The following is a 16,334-nucleotide window of genomic DNA, read 5'->3' on the forward strand; positions in this document are numbered from 1 at the left end:
TTGCAAGTATCGCCTGCATAGTCGCTAACCGGGTGTCTGAATGAAGAAGATCGTCGTGGCTGCGGGAATCGTGGTGGCCGCAGTTCTGGCAGTGGCATGGATCAAGGGTGGAACGCAGCCGATGCAGTGGATCGAACAGCCGGTAACCAGTCCGCAAGGTCCGGTCTTGGGCGGAGACGTGCAGTGAAGGGTGCGATGAAGAGCCGCGCACTGCTGGTTGCCGGGATAGGCGCACTGGCCTCCCTGTCGGGTTCGCTTCTGGCCCAGGAATCGCTGTTGCCGCCTGGTTTCGACAATCCTCCGACCCAACCGCGACCTTCGCAGTCTCGGCAAGCAGCGCCAGCACCAACCCGAACTTCGGTCCCTGCTGCGTCGGCCCGTCCAACTGCTGCGCAATCTTCTGTTCCCAGCGCGACTGCATCGCCGGTCGTCCAGCCACTTCCGGTGGCTGATAGCGCTCCTGTTCCCAGTGGTGGGATCAGCGATCAGGCTTTGCTTGATTCACTGGATCCCGCGTTGCTGGCAAAATTGATCGATTCTGCGCGGCCCAAATCGGACATTCCACCGGCAGGCCAGCGTAGCCTCGATGTGGTGGGCGTTATCGATCAGCGCGACGGGGGCTTTCCTGCCGTGTCGACGCACTACCTTAATGGGCAATTCGTCGAAGGCATCGTTACGAAGATGCGCGGTCGGTTTGTGTCACGCTGGGGTCATATCCTTGCCCGTCGCGCGCTTGCCAGCCGCCTAGCTACGCCGGTTGGCATGAACGGGGCGGATTGGGCTGCGATGCGCGCGCAACTGCTGTTGCGAATGGGGGAGGCGGATGCGGCGCGCGCAATGGTCCAGTCGGTGGATAGCGGCAACTTCACCCGCAGCCTTGAAGACGCCGCGATGGCCAGCTTCGTGGCATCTGCCGATCCAGTTGGACTGTGCCCGATCACGGCGCTGACTGCAGCCGGTCGTGCCGGTTGGGACTGGGACCTTGCTCGTGCAATCTGTTCGTCGTTCAGCGACGAAGGCTCCACCTCAATGGCCCAGCTCGACAAGGCTTTGCGTCGGGGTAACGGAGCGAAGATCGACATCCTGCTCGCGCAGAAGTTTGCCGGAGCCGCGACGAACGCCCGACGAGCGGTGAAGATCGAATGGGAAGATGTGGATGCGCTGACGCCGTGGAGCATCGGCATGTCGTTTGCGACCGGATTGGAGCCGCCTGAGAATCTTCGTGGCAAGGCTGGTGCCTCGTACGCATTGCTAGCAGCGCGCGCGCCTATGCTGCCACTTGCTTCGCGCGCTGCTTCGGCCGACGTAGCAGGAGCGCGCGGCGTATTGTCGAGCATGGCGATGATCGATCTCTACAGCCAGCTTTACACGCAGCGCGATGGAGACGGTGGTGATAATGCAGCAGATGAATGGACCCGACGGGCCGAAACGCTACGTTCAGCCTACGTCGCCGCCGCTGAAGATGACAGGCTCGAGGCAATCAGGGCCCTGTGGGGCGAAGGAAGCGACCCGGACAAGGCCTATGCGGGCCTCGTTCTGACCTCGCATGCTGCAGCCCGGATACTACCGAGTGAGGCCCTTTCTGACAGCGCAGCCCCGCTGATCTCCTCGATGCTCACGGCAGGGCTGGATCGCAATGCGCTGAAATGGGCCCCATTCTGTCCTGTGGGTAGCGAAGCTTGGGGCCTCATGGTTTTGGCTAATCCGGGCAGGGCCACCCGGGTCGGCAGCGAGGGCCTGAATGCCTTTGCCGACAATGACGATTCGGATGAATCGATTCGCTCACGCTTCCTGCTTGCAGGAATGATGGGTCTGGAACGCGTTGATCCCGCCGCGGGGCGTGATTTCGCTGGCAAGCTGGATGTGGACTTCAACCGGCAAACCCGCTGGACCCGTGCGATCGATTCTGCCGCAGCGTCGCACAATCAGGGCCTCGTTGCTTTGCTGGCAGCATTCGGGATGCAGGGGGATCGTTGGGATCGGATGACACCGCTTCATCTTTACCACATCGTTTCCGCATTGCATCGCGTCGGGCTCGACGCGGAAGCGCGGATGATTGCGGCAGAAGCCGTAGCTCGCGTCTGATGTGGTGAAGTCCAAGCCGGAACCGGCGGTCGAGAGCTTCTTGGCGATGCTTGCTGCTCAACGTGGAGCCGCTGCCAACACGCTAGCTGCATACCGCCGTGATCTTGCTGGAGCTGCAGAACAAATCGGTGCTTTGGCGGCAGCCTCTCGCGAAGATATCGGCCGATTGTCCGCAGCTTGGGCCGAGCTTGCGCCATCGTCACTGGCGCGCAAAGCGTCAGCTTTGCGGCAGTTCTACGGATTTCTTGTCGACGAAGGCCTACGCAGTGATGATCCTTCGCCAGCCTTGCCGAGGCCGAGGGCTCGTCGGCCACTTCCAAGGCTGCTCGGGCACGAGGAGATAGCCGCACTTTTCTTCACTGCGGAGGAAGACGCAAGGTCGGGCACGCCGGAAGGCCTACGCATGCTTGCACTTCTCGAGCTGCTCTACGGCTCGGGTCTGCGGGCCACCGAACTGGTGTCGCTGCCCCTGAACGCGGTACCTCGTGATGCTCCGTTCCTCACCATCTCCGGCAAGGGCGGTACTCAGCGCATGGTGCCCGTCTCCGCCTGGGCAACGCGTGCTCTGACCGACTGGCTCGGGGCAAGAGAGAGGGGCGGTCGCTTTGTCTTTCCCTCGCCCCGTGGTGGACATCTTTCGAGAGTGCGACTGTTCCAGCTCCTGCGTGATCTGGCGCTTCGTGCCGGGCTCGATCCAGAAAAGGTTAGTCCCCACGTGCTGAGGCACGCCTTTGCGACGCACCTGCTCGAAGGCGGCGCCGATCTGCGAGTACTGCAAACTCTGCTAGGGCACGCGGACATTGCCACGACCCAGATCTATACGCACGTCGATGCAGCGCGCCTCGTGACGCTGGTCAACCAGCGTCATCCGCTTGCCCGGAGTTGACCGCAACGGTTCTCGCGCCTAGCGGAAAACCCATGATCTCCTATCTTGAGTTCGAAAAGCCGGTCGCCGCGCTGGAAGCCCGCATCGCCGAACTGCGCGAGACCGCGCAAGGTGGCGACATCGATATTTCGTCCGAAATACGTCGGCTGGAAAACAAGTCGGCTGAGCTGCTTGCCAGCACGTATCGGGCACTGACGCCGTGGCAGAAGACGCAAGTTGCCCGCCATCCCGCACGTCCGCACTTCAAGGATTACGTGGAGAAGATCTTCACGGATTTCATGCCCTTGGGCGGCGATCGTCTTTATGGCGAGGATCAGGCCATTGTTGGGGGCTTCGCCAAGCTCGACGGCAGGCGTGTCATGCTAATCGGCCATGAGAAGGGCAACGACACCCAGAGCCGCATCCGCCACAACTTCGGCATGGGCAAGCCTGAGGGATATCGCAAGGCGATCCGTCTTATGGAGATGGCCAGCCGATTCGGGCTTCCGGTCGTGACACTTGTAGATACCTCAGGCGCATTTCCGGGCGTCGAGGCCGAAGAGCGCGGGCAGGCTGAAGCTATCGCGCGTTCGACAGAAGCGTGTCTCGCGTTAGGCGTGCCCATGGTCGCAAGCATTGTTGGCGAAGGCGGTTCGGGAGGCGCGGTTGCGCTAGCCAGCGCCGAGCGCGTTCTCATGTTCGAGCATGCCGTCTACTCGGTGATTTCGCCCGAAGGTTGCGCTTCAATCCTTTGGCGCACTTCTGAGAAAGCCGCTGACGCTGCCGAGGCCATGAAAGTAACCGCGCAGGACTTGCTTGGCCTTGGCGTGATCGACCGCATCGTGCGAGAACCTGTCGGCGGTGCCCATCGTGACCCCGCTGCCGCTTGTGCAGCGTTGGGCAAGGCAATCACCGAAGAACTCGACGCACTTGCCGGGAAGCCTGCGGACGATCTCCGAAATCTCCGGGCAGAACGTTTTCTGCGTATCGGAGCCTAAGAACTGCGCACCGTCTGGTGCTCGGGAACCGGATTTGCGACAAGACAGTTTGACTGGTCGAATATCTGATCAGTCCTTCTTTTGTGTGCGATCGGCAAGATCGCAACGATGATCGCAGTTACGGGGAGACTCCGATGCCTATTGTCCGCCGCTCACGCGCCACATTCCTGACCATCTCGGTCCTTTCGCTCTCAGCTCTGCCTGCCTGCGTAAGCCAGACCGGCAGTCCGGCCAGTGCACAAGGTGCTGTCCAAGCAATCAGTGCTGCCGACAAAAAGCAGGGCGCTGAGGCGCATCCTCAACTGCTGCAGGAGTTCGGCGGCGCCCTCAGCGGGGCTCAGGCTACATATGTTGAATCAGTGGGCAAGACGATTGCGACGCAGTCTGGCCTGAGCAACGCGCGTGGAGACTTTACCGTCACTCTGCTGAACTCGCCTGTCAACAACGCTTTCGCCATTCCCGGGGGATACGTCTACGTCACTCGTCAACTTGCAGCCCTGATGAACAACGAAGCCGAGCTGGCTGGCGTTCTTGGGCATGAAGTCGGCCACGTCGCTGCACGGCATGCGGCAAAGCGTCAAAGTGCTGCGACTCGCAATTCCCTACTCGGCGCTCTCGGTACGATCCTGTCCGGCGCGCTCCTCGGCAATGGCGCCTTGGGGCAGATCGGCCAGCAGATATTCTCGACCGGCAGTCAATTGCTCACACTGAAGTATTCGCGCGGTCAGGAAACCGAAGCTGACAACCTCGGGATTACCTATCTTCAGAGGGCCGGATACGATCCGCGAGCGATGTCTTCGGTATTGCAGAGCCTTGCGAACCAGAATGCTCTCGACGCGAGCGTCAAGGGCACTTCGAATCAAGTGCCCGAATGGGCCAGTACGCACCCGGATCCGGCTTCACGCGTGCGAGCGGCACTGGCACGAGCCGGTTCTACGGCGGGCAGGACGAATCGGGACACATTCCTCGCCGGGATAAACGGGCTTACTTATGGAGATGACCCTGCGCAGGGGATCGTTGACGGTTCGAAGTTCACCCATCCGGTTCTGCGTCTCGCATTTCAGGCACCAAACGGCTTTTACCTGGTGAACGGAACGCGCGCGGTCTCGATCTCGGGGCAAAGCGGGAAGGGCGAATTCGCCAGCGCAAGCTACAGTGGAAATCTTGAAGGTTATGTTCGGTCAGTGTTCGCCGGACTATCCAGCCAGCAACAACTCGCGCCGACAACCATCGAGCGCACCACCGTAAACGGCATTCCGGCTGTTTACGGCGCAGCCCGCGCGAACAGCGGCAATGGCCAAGTTGACATTGTGGTGTTTGCTTACGAATTCGGTCCGCAGCAAGCCTATCATTTCGCCACGATCAGTCAGGCAGGACAGGCAGCGCAATTCGATTCAATGTTCCGATCGATTCGCCGGATCAATGCTACCGAAGCGTCCGCGGTGAAGCCGCGCCGACTTTCGGTGGTATCTGTAAAATCTGGCGACACCCTCGTATCGCTTTCGAAGCGGATGGCGTTTACTGACAAGCCGCTTGAGCGCTTCCTTGTCCTCAATGGTTTGAATTCATCAAGCAGGCTGACGCCGGGCCAAAAGATCAAACTGGTGGTCTACTGATCAGGAAAACTCTGCAGACAGCGACATGATGGCCTTACGAAAAGGGCACCCCTTTTGGGGGTGCCCTTCCGTTCATCAATGGATTGGCGCCTCTTGGGACGCCTCACGCTATCAGAGCGCGTTGTCCATTTCGTCCGAAACGCCGTTAAAGGTGTTGCCGAGCGAACCACCCAGCGAGGTCATTGCGCCGATGGCGGCGACAGCGACGAGAGCGGCAATCAGGCCGTATTCGATTGCGGTGGCGCCTTCGTTGTTGGCGAGCAGGTCACGGAAAAGCTTCATGTTCGGTCTCCTAGAGTAAGTCTTCATTTCCCGTCCCGCCCCAATTTTGTCCCCGGAGCGAGCATTCGCATTGTTACGTACCAAAAGCTAAGAAGCCGTTAATTGCCGCCGACCTTCTCGTCGGTGTTGTTATTGACCTCCACGTACATGTTGTACACGGAAGCCGAGAACGACTTCATGCCGAAAACCATTGCCATGCCGATGCAAGCAACCAGCAAACCATATTCGATGGCAGTGGCACCGCGGTCATTGCGCATGATGTTACGAAGAAGGGTCTTCATGGTCATTCCCAAGACTGCGGTGACGACATTTTTACGGTGGCTTCCCTAAGAAAGAGTTGATGGTTCGCGCAGACATGGAAAATTCATCGACAGTGCGGATCGTGGTGGCCCTCGCGCTGCTTCATCCTTCAGGGCAGGTGCTCATGCAGCATCGCCCAAGAAACAAGGCGCATGGCGGGCTTTGGGAGTTCCCTGGAGGCAAGGTTGAACCTCACGAGACCTGCGAATCAGCGATTGTAAGGGAAATCGACGAGGAACTCGGAGTCGTCATAGAAGCTGCGGACCTGTTCCCTGTTTCCTTTGCGACTGAAGCACTTGTGGATAACGGGCAGTCCATCCTTCTCCTGCTTTACGGTACGCGCAACTGGCAGGGTGTAGCGCAGGCAATGGAGGCAGGCTCCGAAGTCCGATGGACTGGCCCCGACGAGTTACTGCAGTTGCCGATGCCTCCCTTGGACGTGCCTTTGGCGCGTGCTGTCATTCCTTTGCTTGAAGGGCTTGCCAAAGCCACAACAGCCCCCTAAAGGCGCGTCTCCCAAGCACCCGTAGCTCAGCTGGATAGAGCATCAGACTACGAATCTGAGGGTCGGACGTTCGAATCGTTCCGGGTGCGCCACCTTCTTCGAAGGTGATTCGGGAATGGAATGCTTGATGTAGCGTTCCGCAGATGTTGGTGAGCACCCGTAGCTCAGCTGGATAGAGCATCAGACTACGAATCTGAGGGTCGGACGTTCGAATCGTTCCGGGTGCGCCAACATGAAACCTAGCAAATGGCTCGCGTTCGGCGGGCCTTTTTCATTTCCAGCGACAGAGATCCTTGCTGCAGGAGCGAGGCGATAACCCATGTGGTTCCCGACAATCGCATAGGTATCCACAAAAGGTTCGCGGACGCCGATCTGCGTTGCGAACCTGTGGCGCTCGGGTATAGGCTCACGCTGCGTTCCGACCCTACGGAACCCGAGGCTGCCAGAAAAGGAAACCCAGACTTGGCAAAGTCCCCGAGGCCCCGTGCCAATACTCCTGCCGCCAAACCCGCAGCAAAGCGCGCTGCGCGTCCCACTGCAACTGCAAGCGGATCGGCAGAACCGATCATTGCATCGTCTGTTGCGGATGAGGCAGCTTTCGCGCTGCGTAGCCTCCAGCAGGCCCACGCCAACAATAAACGCTATGATGCGAGCGATGAGGAATTGCTCAAATTCTACGAGCAGATGGTTCTCATCCGCCGGTTCGAGGAAAAGGCTGGCCAACTTTACGGTCTCGGCCTCATCGGCGGATTCTGTCACCTCTACATCGGTCAGGAGGCTGTTGCGGTCGGGTTGCAGTCGGCACTCAAGGAGGGGCACGACAGCGTCATTACCGGCTACCGCGATCACGGCCACATGCTTGCCTATGGCATCGATCCGAAGGTCATCATGGCAGAACTCACCGGCCGTGGCGCGGGTATCTCGCGCGGCAAGGGCGGTTCGATGCATATGTTCAGCACCGAACACAAGTTCTACGGCGGACATGGCATCGTTGGCGCTCAGGTGCCGCTTGGGGCAGGGCTCGCCTTTGCGCACAAATATCGCAATGATGGCGGCGTGTGCATGGCCTACTTCGGTGATGGCGCTTCAAACCAGGGCCAGGTCTACGAGACCTTCAATATGGCAGCGCTTTGGAAGCTGCCGATCATCTTCGTGGTCGAGAACAATGGCTATGCCATGGGCACTGCGGTCAAGCGCGGGTCTGCCGAGACGCACTTCTACCGTCGAGGCACGGCGTTCCGCATTCCGGGGATGGACGTGAACGGCATGGACGTTCTTGAGGTCCGCCAGGCCGCCGAAGTCGCGCTCGAGTACGTGCGCGCCGGCAACGGTCCCGTGCTGATGGAGCTCAAGACCTATCGCTATCGCGGCCACTCCATGTCCGATCCTGCAAAGTATCGCAGCCGTGAAGAAGTGCAGGAAATGCGCGACAATCACGATCCGATCGAGGGTGCGAAGGCCGAACTTCTGAAGCGCGGCGTCACCGAGGAGAAGATCAAGGAGATCGACAAGCGCATTCGCCAGGTTGTCGCCGAATCGGCCGACTTCGCCGAGACATCGCCCGAGCCCGATGTGGCCGAGCTTTATACCGACGTGCTGGTGGAGACTTATTGAGATGGCCATCGAACTGAAGATGCCCGCACTCTCCCCGACAATGGAGGAGGGCACCCTTGCCAAGTGGCTGGTGAAGGCTGGCGACGAAGTGAAGTCCGGCGATATCCTCGCCGAGATCGAGACCGACAAGGCGACGATGGAATTCGAAGCCATCGACGAAGGCACGATCGGCGAAATCCTCGTGGCCGAAGGCACCGAGGGCGTGAAGGTCGGCACCGTGATCGCCACGATCAAGGGCGACGATGATTCGGCTACACCGGCACCAGCCGCTGCCCCGGCGGTAGAACAGAAGGCAGCGGAAAGCGGTGCGCCCGCGGTGCAGGATGCCAAGGCCAAGGCCGCCGCGGCCATCGCCCCCAAGAGCGATGCCAAGCCTGCGGCCGATCCCGAGCTTCCTGCTGGCACGACCATGGTTCCGACCACGGTCCGCGAAGCGCTGCGCGACGCAATGGCCGAGGAAATGCGCACAGACGACCGCGTCTTCGTGATGGGCGAGGAAGTTGCCGAATATCAGGGCGCCTACAAGGTTACGCAGGGCCTGCTTGAGGAATTCGGGCCGCAGCGCGTGATCGATACGCCGATCACCGAATACGGTTTCGCCGGGATCGGCGCGGGCGCGGCCATGGGTGGCCTTCGCCCGGTGATCGAGTTCATGACCTTCAACTTTGCCATGCAGGCGATCGACCACATCATCAACTCGGCTGCCAAAACCAACTACATGTCCGGTGGCCAGATGCGTTGCCCGATCGTGTTTCGCGGTCCGAACGGCGCGGCCAGCCGCGTCGGCGCCCAGCATTCGCAGAACTATGGTCCGTGGTATGCCAGCGTGCCCGGCCTCGTGGTCATCGCGCCCTATGACAGCGCAGATGCCAAGGGCCTGTTGCGTGCTGCGATCCGCAGCGAAGATCCGGTCGTGTTCCTCGAGAACGAACTGGTCTATGGCCGCACCTTCGATGTTCCGAAGCTTGACGATTTCGTCCTTCCGATCGGCAAGGCGCGCATCGTTCGCCCTGGCAACGACGTCACCATCGTATCGTACTCAATTGGCGTCGGCTTTGCACTGGAGGCGGCGGAGACACTCGCAGCAGAAGGCATTGATGCCGAAGTGATCGACCTTCGCACGCTGCGCCCGCTCGACAAGGAAACGGTCCTCGCATCGCTTGCCAAGACCAATCGTCTGGTCGTTGCCGAAGAAGGCTTCCCGGTATGCTCGATCGCGTCTGAAATCATCTCGATCTGCATGGAGGAGGGCTTCGATCACCTTGATGCGCCGGTGCTTCGCGTATGCGACGAAGACGTTCCGCTGCCTTACGCTGCGAACCTCGAGAAGCTTGCACTGATCGATGCTAGCAAGATCGCCGCAACGGTCCGCAAGGTCTGCTATCGCTGATCTCTCAGGGCCGATTTTGCAAAGGGGGCGTCGGAATGTTCCGGCGCCCTACTTTGTTAGGTTGCGTAGCCGTTATAGAGGTTGCAACTCGCGATAGGATCCGGCGTCGCCGGGTCGCGCTGGTAGATCTGGGTGAGATCGCGATCATCACGAACATTGAAGGTTGCCGTAGTTCGGATGACAGCATCGGGTACGAAGCGGGCGCTTACCAAAGGCTGGTAGGCATACTCGATCTCTACGAAGATCACAGCGTCACCCGGGGCTGCACTGACCTCCTCCCCAGCCGGTCCCATCCCATCAAGTGAACCGTCAAGGCCTGCGCCTTCGGCACCATAAGACGACTGGAAGTCACGCTTGCCCTTGCAGCGTTGCCAATGAATGTACTGGGTGTCCTCGGTTCCTGGCACCACTTCAAGGCTGCTGATGATCACCCGGCCGTGCTCGAATAGGTCGAGCTTGCCGGATTGTATCTTTGCACCCACGAGAAGATCGTTGATGTCACTCTCGTAGATTTTGAGATCTTCGAGCATCGAAACGTCCCCGATGCGCGAACCGTTATCGGCAAGCTGCATGGCAAGCTGGCTTACGCGCATGTGCGTGATGGCGAGATTGCCAAGTTCAGCGCCCCACAGGCCAAGAGTGAGAACTAGAGGAGCGCCGAGGGCCATCTCTACTGCTGCCACACCGGACCGATTCTGCATTAGATCCGCGAGAATTCTCCTCAAGCGCATCATGTGCAGTTCCCCAGCTTTGCGACGCTCTTCTGCTCATCGTAGGGCTGGTTTCGCAGGATTGTGCTAGCCTTGTTGGTCACTGTCTCTGACATTCCAATCAGCGAGGCCATCGGAAACTTGCGGGTGTACGTCATGGTGACGGTGTAAAGGACGGCGTCTCGCGCTCCGCCAAGTCCCGCTGCCCCGCGGTCTCGATCCCAGGTCCCACTGCCGTTTGCGTCTTCATACGGCTCACCGGCATCGCAAGCGCCATTGCCATTGCTGTCAGTGAAGTCTTCAGGAAGGCCAACGTCGGTAAAGTTGGCATAGGCCTTTCGCGAGAACACCAAGGCGGCTTCCGGCACGACGGGGTGAATTTCAGTGGCTACCGCGCTGTCGATCGATGCAAGCGATCCAGCTGCCCCTTCGACCGTTGAACTGCGGGCTGCACGTTGCAGCGCCCCTTGAAGCATCGTGTTGGCATAGACAGAAAAGCCTATGTCAAAGAGCCCCATCAGGAGGAGCACGAGAACCGGAGAAATGAGCGCGAACTCGACTGCAGTGGCGCCGTCGCGGTCTTCCAGCAGGAAGGGAGCCTCCTTGACGGCAATCATTGCGCAAGCCTCAGGTCACCTATGGATTTGGCAATCTTGCGGAATGCGGTCTGCAATTCAGATCCTTTGCTCGCCCTGAAATAATGCCCTTCACCGGCGCACTGGGTCATCATCGGGTTGAGATCGGTGCCGAACGCCACAAACCACACTGTCACGTTCTTCTTCTTCACTTCCTCGCAGACAAACGAGAAGCGTTTCTCGATCGTCTCTGTCAGCGTCATCGGGGACGAAGGGGACCACCTACGCTGGGAAATAGGTTCGACACCGTAGGAACTGTAGCTGATATCAAGAGAGGATGTTTGGCCATCGGTCAGGAAGATCAGATGCCGGCTTGTCCGTTGCTTGGCTGAAACATCGGCGTTTTCGCTGGCGAAAAGGCCTGTGGGTGAAAGCAGTCGAGCGGCCCAGATCATCCCGATATCGTGATAAGTGCTGCCAGCAGCCATCAGACTGTCGATATAACCATCGTAGTCGGACTGCGACCAGACTTGCAATTTTCGCGCAGCGGCAGGACAAGCGGCAAATCCTGCCGTGCCAGGAGAGATGAATTCACTGTTGGTCGTCACTTCGGCAGTAGTAAAGCTGCCCGTCCCGTTCCAGAGACGTGCCCGCTCATAGATGATCGCGGGATACATCGGCCGCCATTGCGTATCCGGATCGCCAACCGAAGGCACGCGATCGATGTCGAGGTCCAGCGCCTGGTCCAGATCTACATTGTCGTAATCGCCAATTTCGTACGTCGAGCGCTCCTCGATGCAGCCGTTCGACGTGGTGCGCCAATCGCTCGTGTCGCGCACGACATCCTTGTAAAGCCACGAACTCCCGCCCGCGAGGGATGGCTCTGTGATGTATCTGTAGGTGTCTACATAGTTGGCAAACGTGGTAGTGGAGAGCGTGCAGGTCGTGCCCGAAAGAGTGACCGAGTAGGTATTGCCGTTGCGTGTACGATTGTAGGTGTATGTCGTTCGGGTGCCGTCGGGATTCCTAACCGCCTCTGTTGCAGTTGAAACAAGTGCAGTCGAAGACGTCAGCGTATTGGCCGGGCGGTTGCAAGTGTAACCGCCCGCGCCATCGGGCGTCGCCGCGAGTGTCGAATTGGTCGTGTAGTAGGTTCCAGAAACCGGGGAAACCGCACTGTAATAGCCGTACAATCCGCCAGAAGAACTGGTGCCCACAAGCGTCCGCGAAGGATAGCTCCATTGGGGTACTACCCAATCGTCCCTGAGCAGCGCACCGACGTTTACATTGGTGGAGTAGGGCACGAACCCATAGCGGATACGGCTTTGTGGTTGCCGGGTCGCTTCCATTGTAGCGTAAAAGTCCTTCACGACGGACTTCAGCACTGAAATCTTGGGGGCCGTGTCGTCAGGATTGTTCTCCGCCATCGACCCGGTGACATCCAGCGCCATCATGATGTCAGTATTGGGAATGCTTAGTTCGGCACGGCAGTTCACCGAGATGTCGATCTGTTCCTTGCCGAAGAACTGCATGATCTCAGTCGGCAGTATCACCGAAGCAGTTCCGCCTACGGACTGGTCTTCTTCGAGCGTCATCTCGAAGCTGCGATCTACCGAGTTGTAGATGCCGTCCGCAAAATTTGCGTTGAAGAAGCGGTTGCCTTTGGTGACAACGGCGGCGCCGTCAACGTCGGGATCGAAGTTGGTGATCGCACCAAGCTCCTTTCGAGCACCGAGAACGCCCGCGTCGCAGGCTTGCTGCAGGCGGGATTCTACCAAATACGCGCGCCCCATGTCGATGCTCGAGCCCACCAGCGCAAGCAGTGGCACGACCGAAAAGGCAAGGATCATCAGCGCGTTGCCAGACGTATCCTTCGCCAATGCACAGAGACAGGTCGCAACCGCGCGCACGCGAGCCAACCGCGAGTTTTTGGCATGAGCAAGGCGTGAATCTGGCGACATGGACCAGGCTATAAGTGAAAACCCCTAATATTAAGGAAAACACTTATCGTAAAAATAGACATAATTTTTCTAAGTGCGTTAGTCTTGAAGGGATATTATATTGAAAATTCAGCAACAAATGCAAAACGAGTTTGCAATGGACTATAATTATGTCGCTTTTACTAATATGAGTGGCTGCCGGTATGTTATGGGAAACTCATCTACGCCAATAAATGAGAGTACGGTCGGGATGCTGTAAGTGATCGTGACCGACTTCTCGATCGTGTCTGCGACACGTGGTGTCGCAACGCTCGTAACGCTTAGGGCAAGTCTGGAACTCTCTAGATTGTATGGGTTCTTGATTGAAATAGAGCGCAGATAGAATCGGATTTGGTCGTTGGACAGTTCATTACCGGTTTGATAGTTTACGACAGCATACCGCATAACGTCCGACCCGATCGAACGCATCGCATTGTAGTTCTGCATGCCGATGCCGATTTGAAATACGCCAAGCATGAGTGCCATGACTGTAGGCGCAAGCAAGGCAAATTCCGTAATAACCGAACCGTCTGTGTGGCGCAGGAGTTTCCGCGACACGAGGGCAATCCTGCCAATCTTCATGCCTTGGTCCTCTGCCCATAGAGAATGTAGCGGTTCAGGCGCAGCGCAATCGCTGATCCAACTCCGAACTCTGTCCAGATCGGTACGTAGTTGTCTCGCAGAGTGACTTGGACGTACCGCGAAACATTGTCTCCCGATGCGCAAGTACTTTCCAGTACAACGTATTCCGCTGAGGAGTTGCAACGAAAGGCTGCAGTTACGGTGATTTGTTCTGTGGCCAGTCCCGTCGTAGTTGCGACGACGCTCTTGAGAGTCGTGAGTTCGTCGGTCGTATCGGGATCGGTCGCAAGTGCGATCGACTCTGCAACGGTCATTGCACTCTGCAATTCACTCTGACGCGCAACCAGGCTGCTGACTTGGTAGGCACCAAGACTCAACAGCACCATCAGCGGTGTGATGATAGCCGTTTCCACGGCCATCGCACCATTGCGGTCCTTCAGCAGGCCAATTGGGAGCAGACGCACCGCCATCACACCACCAACTTCACCTTGCTGACTTCTGTCGCAACAACCGTATCCTCGTTGGCGCCGGGTGGACAGAAAGTGGTCATGTTGGCCGTGCCCGAGATAGTGATGGTGTTTGCGGCGATCATCAGACACTGGCTGGTCACCTTGGCCGTCCCGGTGAAGTCGATGCCGCTGTTGGGCAGATAAATCGTCCCATTCAACACCGTTGACGCATCGCCATTGATTTTGCTCCGGTCCGTCCCGGTGGAATGCCGGTCTTCGAACACGAGCATTCCCGCCAGTGCATTTGCTTCAGTCGTAGAGATGCCTCGGCTCACAAGTTCTGATGCCTGAATGGCCGTCAGGTTGATGTTGGAGCCGCCATTGATCTTGATGTAGGCGCCGTTTTTCAGCACGAACATCACGCCACTACCGACCACTGCGTACTGGCCACTGATTTCCACGCCACCGCCGTCGATCACGTAGACACCAGGAGCAAAGGTGGTCGCGCAGGAGACCTTTATCCCTCCGGTATAAGTACCAGGTTGCACGGATGCCAGGTCTGCGGTGGTGTTCTTGCTGATGTTGGAAATCGTCGTGGCCACAACGGTTTCCATTTTCTCCCAAACGATATTGTTGCCTGAACCGTTGTTCGTCTGGGTCCACGTTGTGGTTGTGGTGTAAGTGGTTCCCGCTACGGTCGTATTGTCTACGATGACATAGGTCTCGTTGCCGGTCGTCGTGTAATCCTTCTTCGCGTTCTTGTTCCCAGTCACCTGCTCGGTCGCGGTCTGCCACGTTGCTCCCTTCCAGTAGGTATAGGTAACCGTGGTTTGCTTGCTGCGATCTGCGCGGGTCGTCGTAGTACCTTTCACACAGTAATAGCTACGGGCGACTTGGCTTTCGGCAGGATTGGGTGGGGAAAGATTGGCATAAGGGTCAAACAGACCCTCAAGATAGTCATGTACCTCGTCGTCGGTGTGAAGGTTGAACCAATCATCGATGCCGCCGCGCGAGAGTACCCAACCAGCGTCGATATCTGGATTTCCGTCGACCACAATTGACGATTCCGAAGTTGAAAGAGCAGCAATACCGCACTTTGCCTTCAGCACGGAACTGCCGCCGATAGTCACGGCACCACTTTCATCTTCATCAAGTGCCAGCAGGCAGGAAGTGAACGACGCTCCAGACGTATACGCAGCCTGCGCGGATGCAGTTACCGTGGTGCCCTTGCCCGTCAGGAAGCTTGAGAACGGCAGAGTATCCTGCACCGAAGCTCTGACAGAGACACTGTTGTCACTTCCCCCCGCAAAATTGGTAAGTGTCACCGTGGGCGGGCCAACGGTGATGTCCGACACAGTCGATATGTTTGCGTTGAATTCCTGCAACGCGCGGGCCGAGTAATTGGCTCTTGTAGCGCTCTGTGTACGTGCCCATGCGCCGGCAATCGCCGCTTGGTCCACCGCGAACTGCAATTCACGTTTCCACATGTACCACTGCGCCGTATCGACCGCGAGACCGGCACCACCGATAAACGCCGGCATGCCGATCGCGACTAACAGCGTCGCATTACCACTGGTGTGACGGGCTAGGCGCTTGAAGAAGTCGCCCAACCTGACCAAAGATCGAAATGCTGTAAGCATCCTGCTAACGTCTTTTCACCTTGCCAGTGGCAACCGAAGCCTGATCGGCGCGACTCGTTCATTAGTTCGTCGTGGTAAGTTCATCTTGAAGCCATCTGGTTGACGGGCCGTTAAAGATTAGGGGAATGATACGGGTGTCACGGTAATGCACGGTCAACCATCGGAATCCGCAGAAATGCTTGATCCCGCGCAGCGACTGGCGCTGGTCTACGCTCCAAAGTCAGCGCAAGCGGCTTGGCTGGCCCTGTTCCTGTTTGAGAGGCGACTGGCCGAAATAGCGCGGCCCGGTCGTGAACCTTTAATGATTCAGCTAAGACTTTCATGGTGGCGTGATCGCCTTGGTGAGCCTTCGTCCGCATGGCCTGTCAGCGAACCAGTCCTCGCAAATCTGAAAGCATGGAACGAGCAGCATCGCGAACTTGCTTGCCTGGTCGATGGCTGGGAGGCACTTGTGGTTGGGGAAGACGGCGGCGCTGAGCTTGCCAAGGCCCGTGAGGAGGCGCTTGTAACACTTGCGCTTCTTCTCAGGGTCGATGATCTCGAGTCGGTGAGGCAAGCTGCACGCCAGTACATTGATCCGTCGATTGCTTCAGGGGCACCTGCCACCTTGCCACGATCGATGCGACCGCTTTCGGTATTGCGCACTATGGCTCAGCGGGAAGCACTCGGGGGCAAGCCAACGCCATTGCGAGATCTTGGCAGGGTAATGTGGGCCGGGCTGTTGGGTCGCTGACTTTCTGCCAA

17 protein-coding genes and 2 tRNA genes are annotated in these 16,334 nt (G+C 58.3%); 11 read left to right on the forward strand and 8 right to left on the reverse strand.

The features are described from left to right. The first annotated feature begins 40 nt into the window (after positions 1–40). The 5 genes from IQ25_RS21185 to IQ25_RS14685 all read left to right on the forward strand — a co-directional run bounded on the left by IQ25_RS21185 (position 41) and on the right by IQ25_RS14685 (position 5,564). On the forward strand, positions 41–187 hold the full coding sequence (locus tag IQ25_RS21185) for a hypothetical protein (RefSeq protein WP_181447256.1): 147 nt from the start codon (positions 41–43) through the stop codon (positions 185–187). Positions 188–516: 329 nt separating this feature from the next. Next, positions 517–2,085 carry a hypothetical protein gene (locus tag IQ25_RS14670; RefSeq protein WP_258537044.1) on the forward strand — a complete coding sequence of 523 codons (1,569 nt, stop codon included), beginning with the start codon at positions 517–519 and terminating at the stop codon, positions 2,083–2,085. Positions 2,086–2,089: 4 nt separating this feature from the next. Continuing rightward, complete coding sequence (locus tag IQ25_RS14675) at positions 2,090–2,971, forward strand: tyrosine recombinase (protein WP_407070600.1); 882 nt, start codon at positions 2,090–2,092, stop codon at positions 2,969–2,971. Between the two features lie 32 nt (positions 2,972–3,003). Beyond that, complete coding sequence (locus tag IQ25_RS14680; RefSeq protein WP_144907030.1) at positions 3,004–3,948, forward strand: acetyl-CoA carboxylase carboxyltransferase subunit alpha; 945 nt, start codon at positions 3,004–3,006, stop codon at positions 3,946–3,948. A 134-nt stretch (positions 3,949–4,082) separates the two neighbouring features. Then, a complete protein-coding gene (locus IQ25_RS14685; RefSeq protein ID WP_144907031.1) occupies positions 4,083–5,564 on the forward strand; it encodes a M48 family metalloprotease in 1,482 nt (493 codons plus the stop codon). Between the two features lie 111 nt (positions 5,565–5,675). On the opposite strand, the gene IQ25_RS14690 is transcribed toward IQ25_RS14685, so the two are convergent. Both IQ25_RS14690 and IQ25_RS14695 read right to left on the reverse strand, forming a co-directional pair. Further along, on the reverse strand, positions 5,676–5,846 hold the full coding sequence (locus IQ25_RS14690; protein WP_144907032.1) for a Flp family type IVb pilin: 171 nt from the start codon (positions 5,844–5,846) through the stop codon (positions 5,676–5,678). A 98-nt stretch (positions 5,847–5,944) separates the two neighbouring features. After that, positions 5,945–6,127: a Flp family type IVb pilin gene (locus IQ25_RS14695; RefSeq protein ID WP_158637757.1), complete on the reverse strand. Its 183-nt coding sequence runs from the start codon at positions 6,125–6,127 to the stop codon at positions 5,945–5,947. 59 nt (positions 6,128–6,186) lie between these two features. On the opposite strand from IQ25_RS14695, the gene IQ25_RS14700 reads away from it, so the two are divergent. The 5 genes from IQ25_RS14700 (at position 6,187) to IQ25_RS14720 (ending at position 9,655) form a co-directional block, all read left to right on the forward strand. Continuing rightward, positions 6,187–6,651 carry a (deoxy)nucleoside triphosphate pyrophosphohydrolase gene (locus IQ25_RS14700; RefSeq protein ID WP_246415570.1) on the forward strand — a complete coding sequence of 155 codons (465 nt, stop codon included), beginning with the start codon at positions 6,187–6,189 and terminating at the stop codon, positions 6,649–6,651. Positions 6,652–6,666: 15 nt separating this feature from the next. Further along, positions 6,667–6,743: transfer RNA gene (locus tag IQ25_RS14705), tRNA-Arg, on the forward strand. 61 nt (positions 6,744–6,804) lie between these two features. Beyond that, positions 6,805–6,881 (forward strand) — tRNA-Arg (locus IQ25_RS14710). 232 nt (positions 6,882–7,113) lie between these two features. Continuing rightward, a complete protein-coding gene (gene pdhA / locus IQ25_RS14715) occupies positions 7,114–8,265 on the forward strand; it encodes a pyruvate dehydrogenase (acetyl-transferring) E1 component subunit alpha (RefSeq protein WP_144907034.1) in 1,152 nt (383 codons plus the stop codon). Position 8,266: 1 nt separating this feature from the next. Next, on the forward strand, positions 8,267–9,655 hold the full coding sequence (locus tag IQ25_RS14720) for a pyruvate dehydrogenase complex E1 component subunit beta (protein WP_144907035.1): 1,389 nt from the start codon (positions 8,267–8,269) through the stop codon (positions 9,653–9,655). Between the two features lie 56 nt (positions 9,656–9,711). Here the strand turns inward: IQ25_RS14720 and IQ25_RS14725 are convergent, their stop codons facing one another. The 6 genes from IQ25_RS14725 to IQ25_RS14750 form a co-directional block, all read right to left on the reverse strand. Next, positions 9,712–10,389, reverse strand: coding sequence for a TadE/TadG family type IV pilus assembly protein (locus IQ25_RS14725; RefSeq protein WP_144907036.1), 678 nt, complete (start codon positions 10,387–10,389; stop codon positions 9,712–9,714). Next, a complete protein-coding gene (locus IQ25_RS14730; protein ID WP_144907037.1) occupies positions 10,386–10,982 on the reverse strand; it encodes a TadE/TadG family type IV pilus assembly protein in 597 nt (198 codons plus the stop codon). Before IQ25_RS14730 ends, IQ25_RS14725 begins: the two co-directional genes overlap by 4 nt. After that, entirely contained in the window at positions 10,979–12,901 is a 1,923-nt protein-coding gene (locus tag IQ25_RS14735) for a Tad domain-containing protein (RefSeq protein ID WP_144907038.1), read from the reverse strand. Before IQ25_RS14735 ends, IQ25_RS14730 begins: the two co-directional genes overlap by 4 nt. A gap of 147 nt (positions 12,902–13,048) precedes the next feature. After that, a complete protein-coding gene (locus IQ25_RS14740) occupies positions 13,049–13,501 on the reverse strand; it encodes a TadE/TadG family type IV pilus assembly protein (RefSeq protein WP_144907039.1) in 453 nt (150 codons plus the stop codon). After that, positions 13,498–13,971 carry a TadE/TadG family type IV pilus assembly protein gene (locus IQ25_RS14745; RefSeq protein ID WP_144907040.1) on the reverse strand — a complete coding sequence of 158 codons (474 nt, stop codon included), beginning with the start codon at positions 13,969–13,971 and terminating at the stop codon, positions 13,498–13,500. The genes IQ25_RS14740 and IQ25_RS14745 overlap by 4 nt, the downstream gene beginning before the upstream one ends. After that, positions 13,971–15,590: a TadE/TadG family type IV pilus assembly protein gene (locus tag IQ25_RS14750; RefSeq protein ID WP_144907041.1), complete on the reverse strand. Its 1,620-nt coding sequence runs from the start codon at positions 15,588–15,590 to the stop codon at positions 13,971–13,973. The genes IQ25_RS14745 and IQ25_RS14750 overlap by 1 nt, the downstream gene beginning before the upstream one ends. A 175-nt stretch (positions 15,591–15,765) precedes the next feature. On the opposite strand from IQ25_RS14750, the gene IQ25_RS14755 reads away from it, so the two are divergent. Beyond that, positions 15,766–16,323, forward strand: a complete 558-nt coding sequence (locus tag IQ25_RS14755) for a hypothetical protein (RefSeq protein ID WP_144907042.1) — start codon at positions 15,766–15,768, stop codon at positions 16,321–16,323. Positions 16,324–16,334: the final 11 nt, after the last annotated feature.

Origin of the sequence: Novosphingobium taihuense (genome assembly GCF_007830315.1) — a bacterium.
GTDB classification, from domain to species: domain Bacteria; phylum Pseudomonadota; class Alphaproteobacteria; order Sphingomonadales; family Sphingomonadaceae; genus Novosphingobium; species Novosphingobium taihuense.

Bases quoted from the DNA above. Each gene is read 5' to 3' on its own strand.
- IQ25_RS21185 (WP_181447256.1), top strand. From the start codon at position 41: ATGAAGAAGATCGTCGTGGCTGCGGGAATCGTGGTGGCCGCAGTTCTG.
- IQ25_RS14680 (WP_144907030.1), top strand. From the start codon at position 3,004: ATGATCTCCTATCTTGAGTTCGAAAAGCCGGTCGCCGCGCTGGAAGCC.
- IQ25_RS14685 (WP_144907031.1), top strand. From the start codon at position 4,083: ATGCCTATTGTCCGCCGCTCACGCGCCACATTCCTGACCATCTCGGTC.
- IQ25_RS14690 (WP_144907032.1), bottom strand. From the start codon at position 5,846: ATGAAGCTTTTCCGTGACCTGCTCGCCAACAACGAAGGCGCCACCGCA.
- IQ25_RS14695 (WP_158637757.1), bottom strand. From the start codon at position 6,127: ATGAAGACCCTTCTTCGTAACATCATGCGCAATGACCGCGGTGCCACT.
- IQ25_RS14700 (WP_246415570.1), top strand. From the start codon at position 6,187: ATGGTTCGCGCAGACATGGAAAATTCATCGACAGTGCGGATCGTGGTG.
- IQ25_RS14720 (WP_144907035.1), top strand. From the start codon at position 8,267: ATGGCCATCGAACTGAAGATGCCCGCACTCTCCCCGACAATGGAGGAG.
- IQ25_RS14725 (WP_144907036.1), bottom strand. From the start codon at position 10,389: ATGATGCGCTTGAGGAGAATTCTCGCGGATCTAATGCAGAATCGGTCC.
- IQ25_RS14730 (WP_144907037.1), bottom strand. From the start codon at position 10,982: ATGATTGCCGTCAAGGAGGCTCCCTTCCTGCTGGAAGACCGCGACGGC.
- IQ25_RS14735 (WP_144907038.1), bottom strand. From the start codon at position 12,901: ATGTCGCCAGATTCACGCCTTGCTCATGCCAAAAACTCGCGGTTGGCT.
- IQ25_RS14740 (WP_144907039.1), bottom strand. From the start codon at position 13,501: ATGAAGATTGGCAGGATTGCCCTCGTGTCGCGGAAACTCCTGCGCCAC.
- IQ25_RS14745 (WP_144907040.1), bottom strand. From the start codon at position 13,971: ATGGCGGTGCGTCTGCTCCCAATTGGCCTGCTGAAGGACCGCAATGGT.
- IQ25_RS14750 (WP_144907041.1), bottom strand. From the start codon at position 15,590: ATGCTTACAGCATTTCGATCTTTGGTCAGGTTGGGCGACTTCTTCAAG.
- IQ25_RS14755 (WP_144907042.1), top strand. From the start codon at position 15,766: ATGCTTGATCCCGCGCAGCGACTGGCGCTGGTCTACGCTCCAAAGTCA.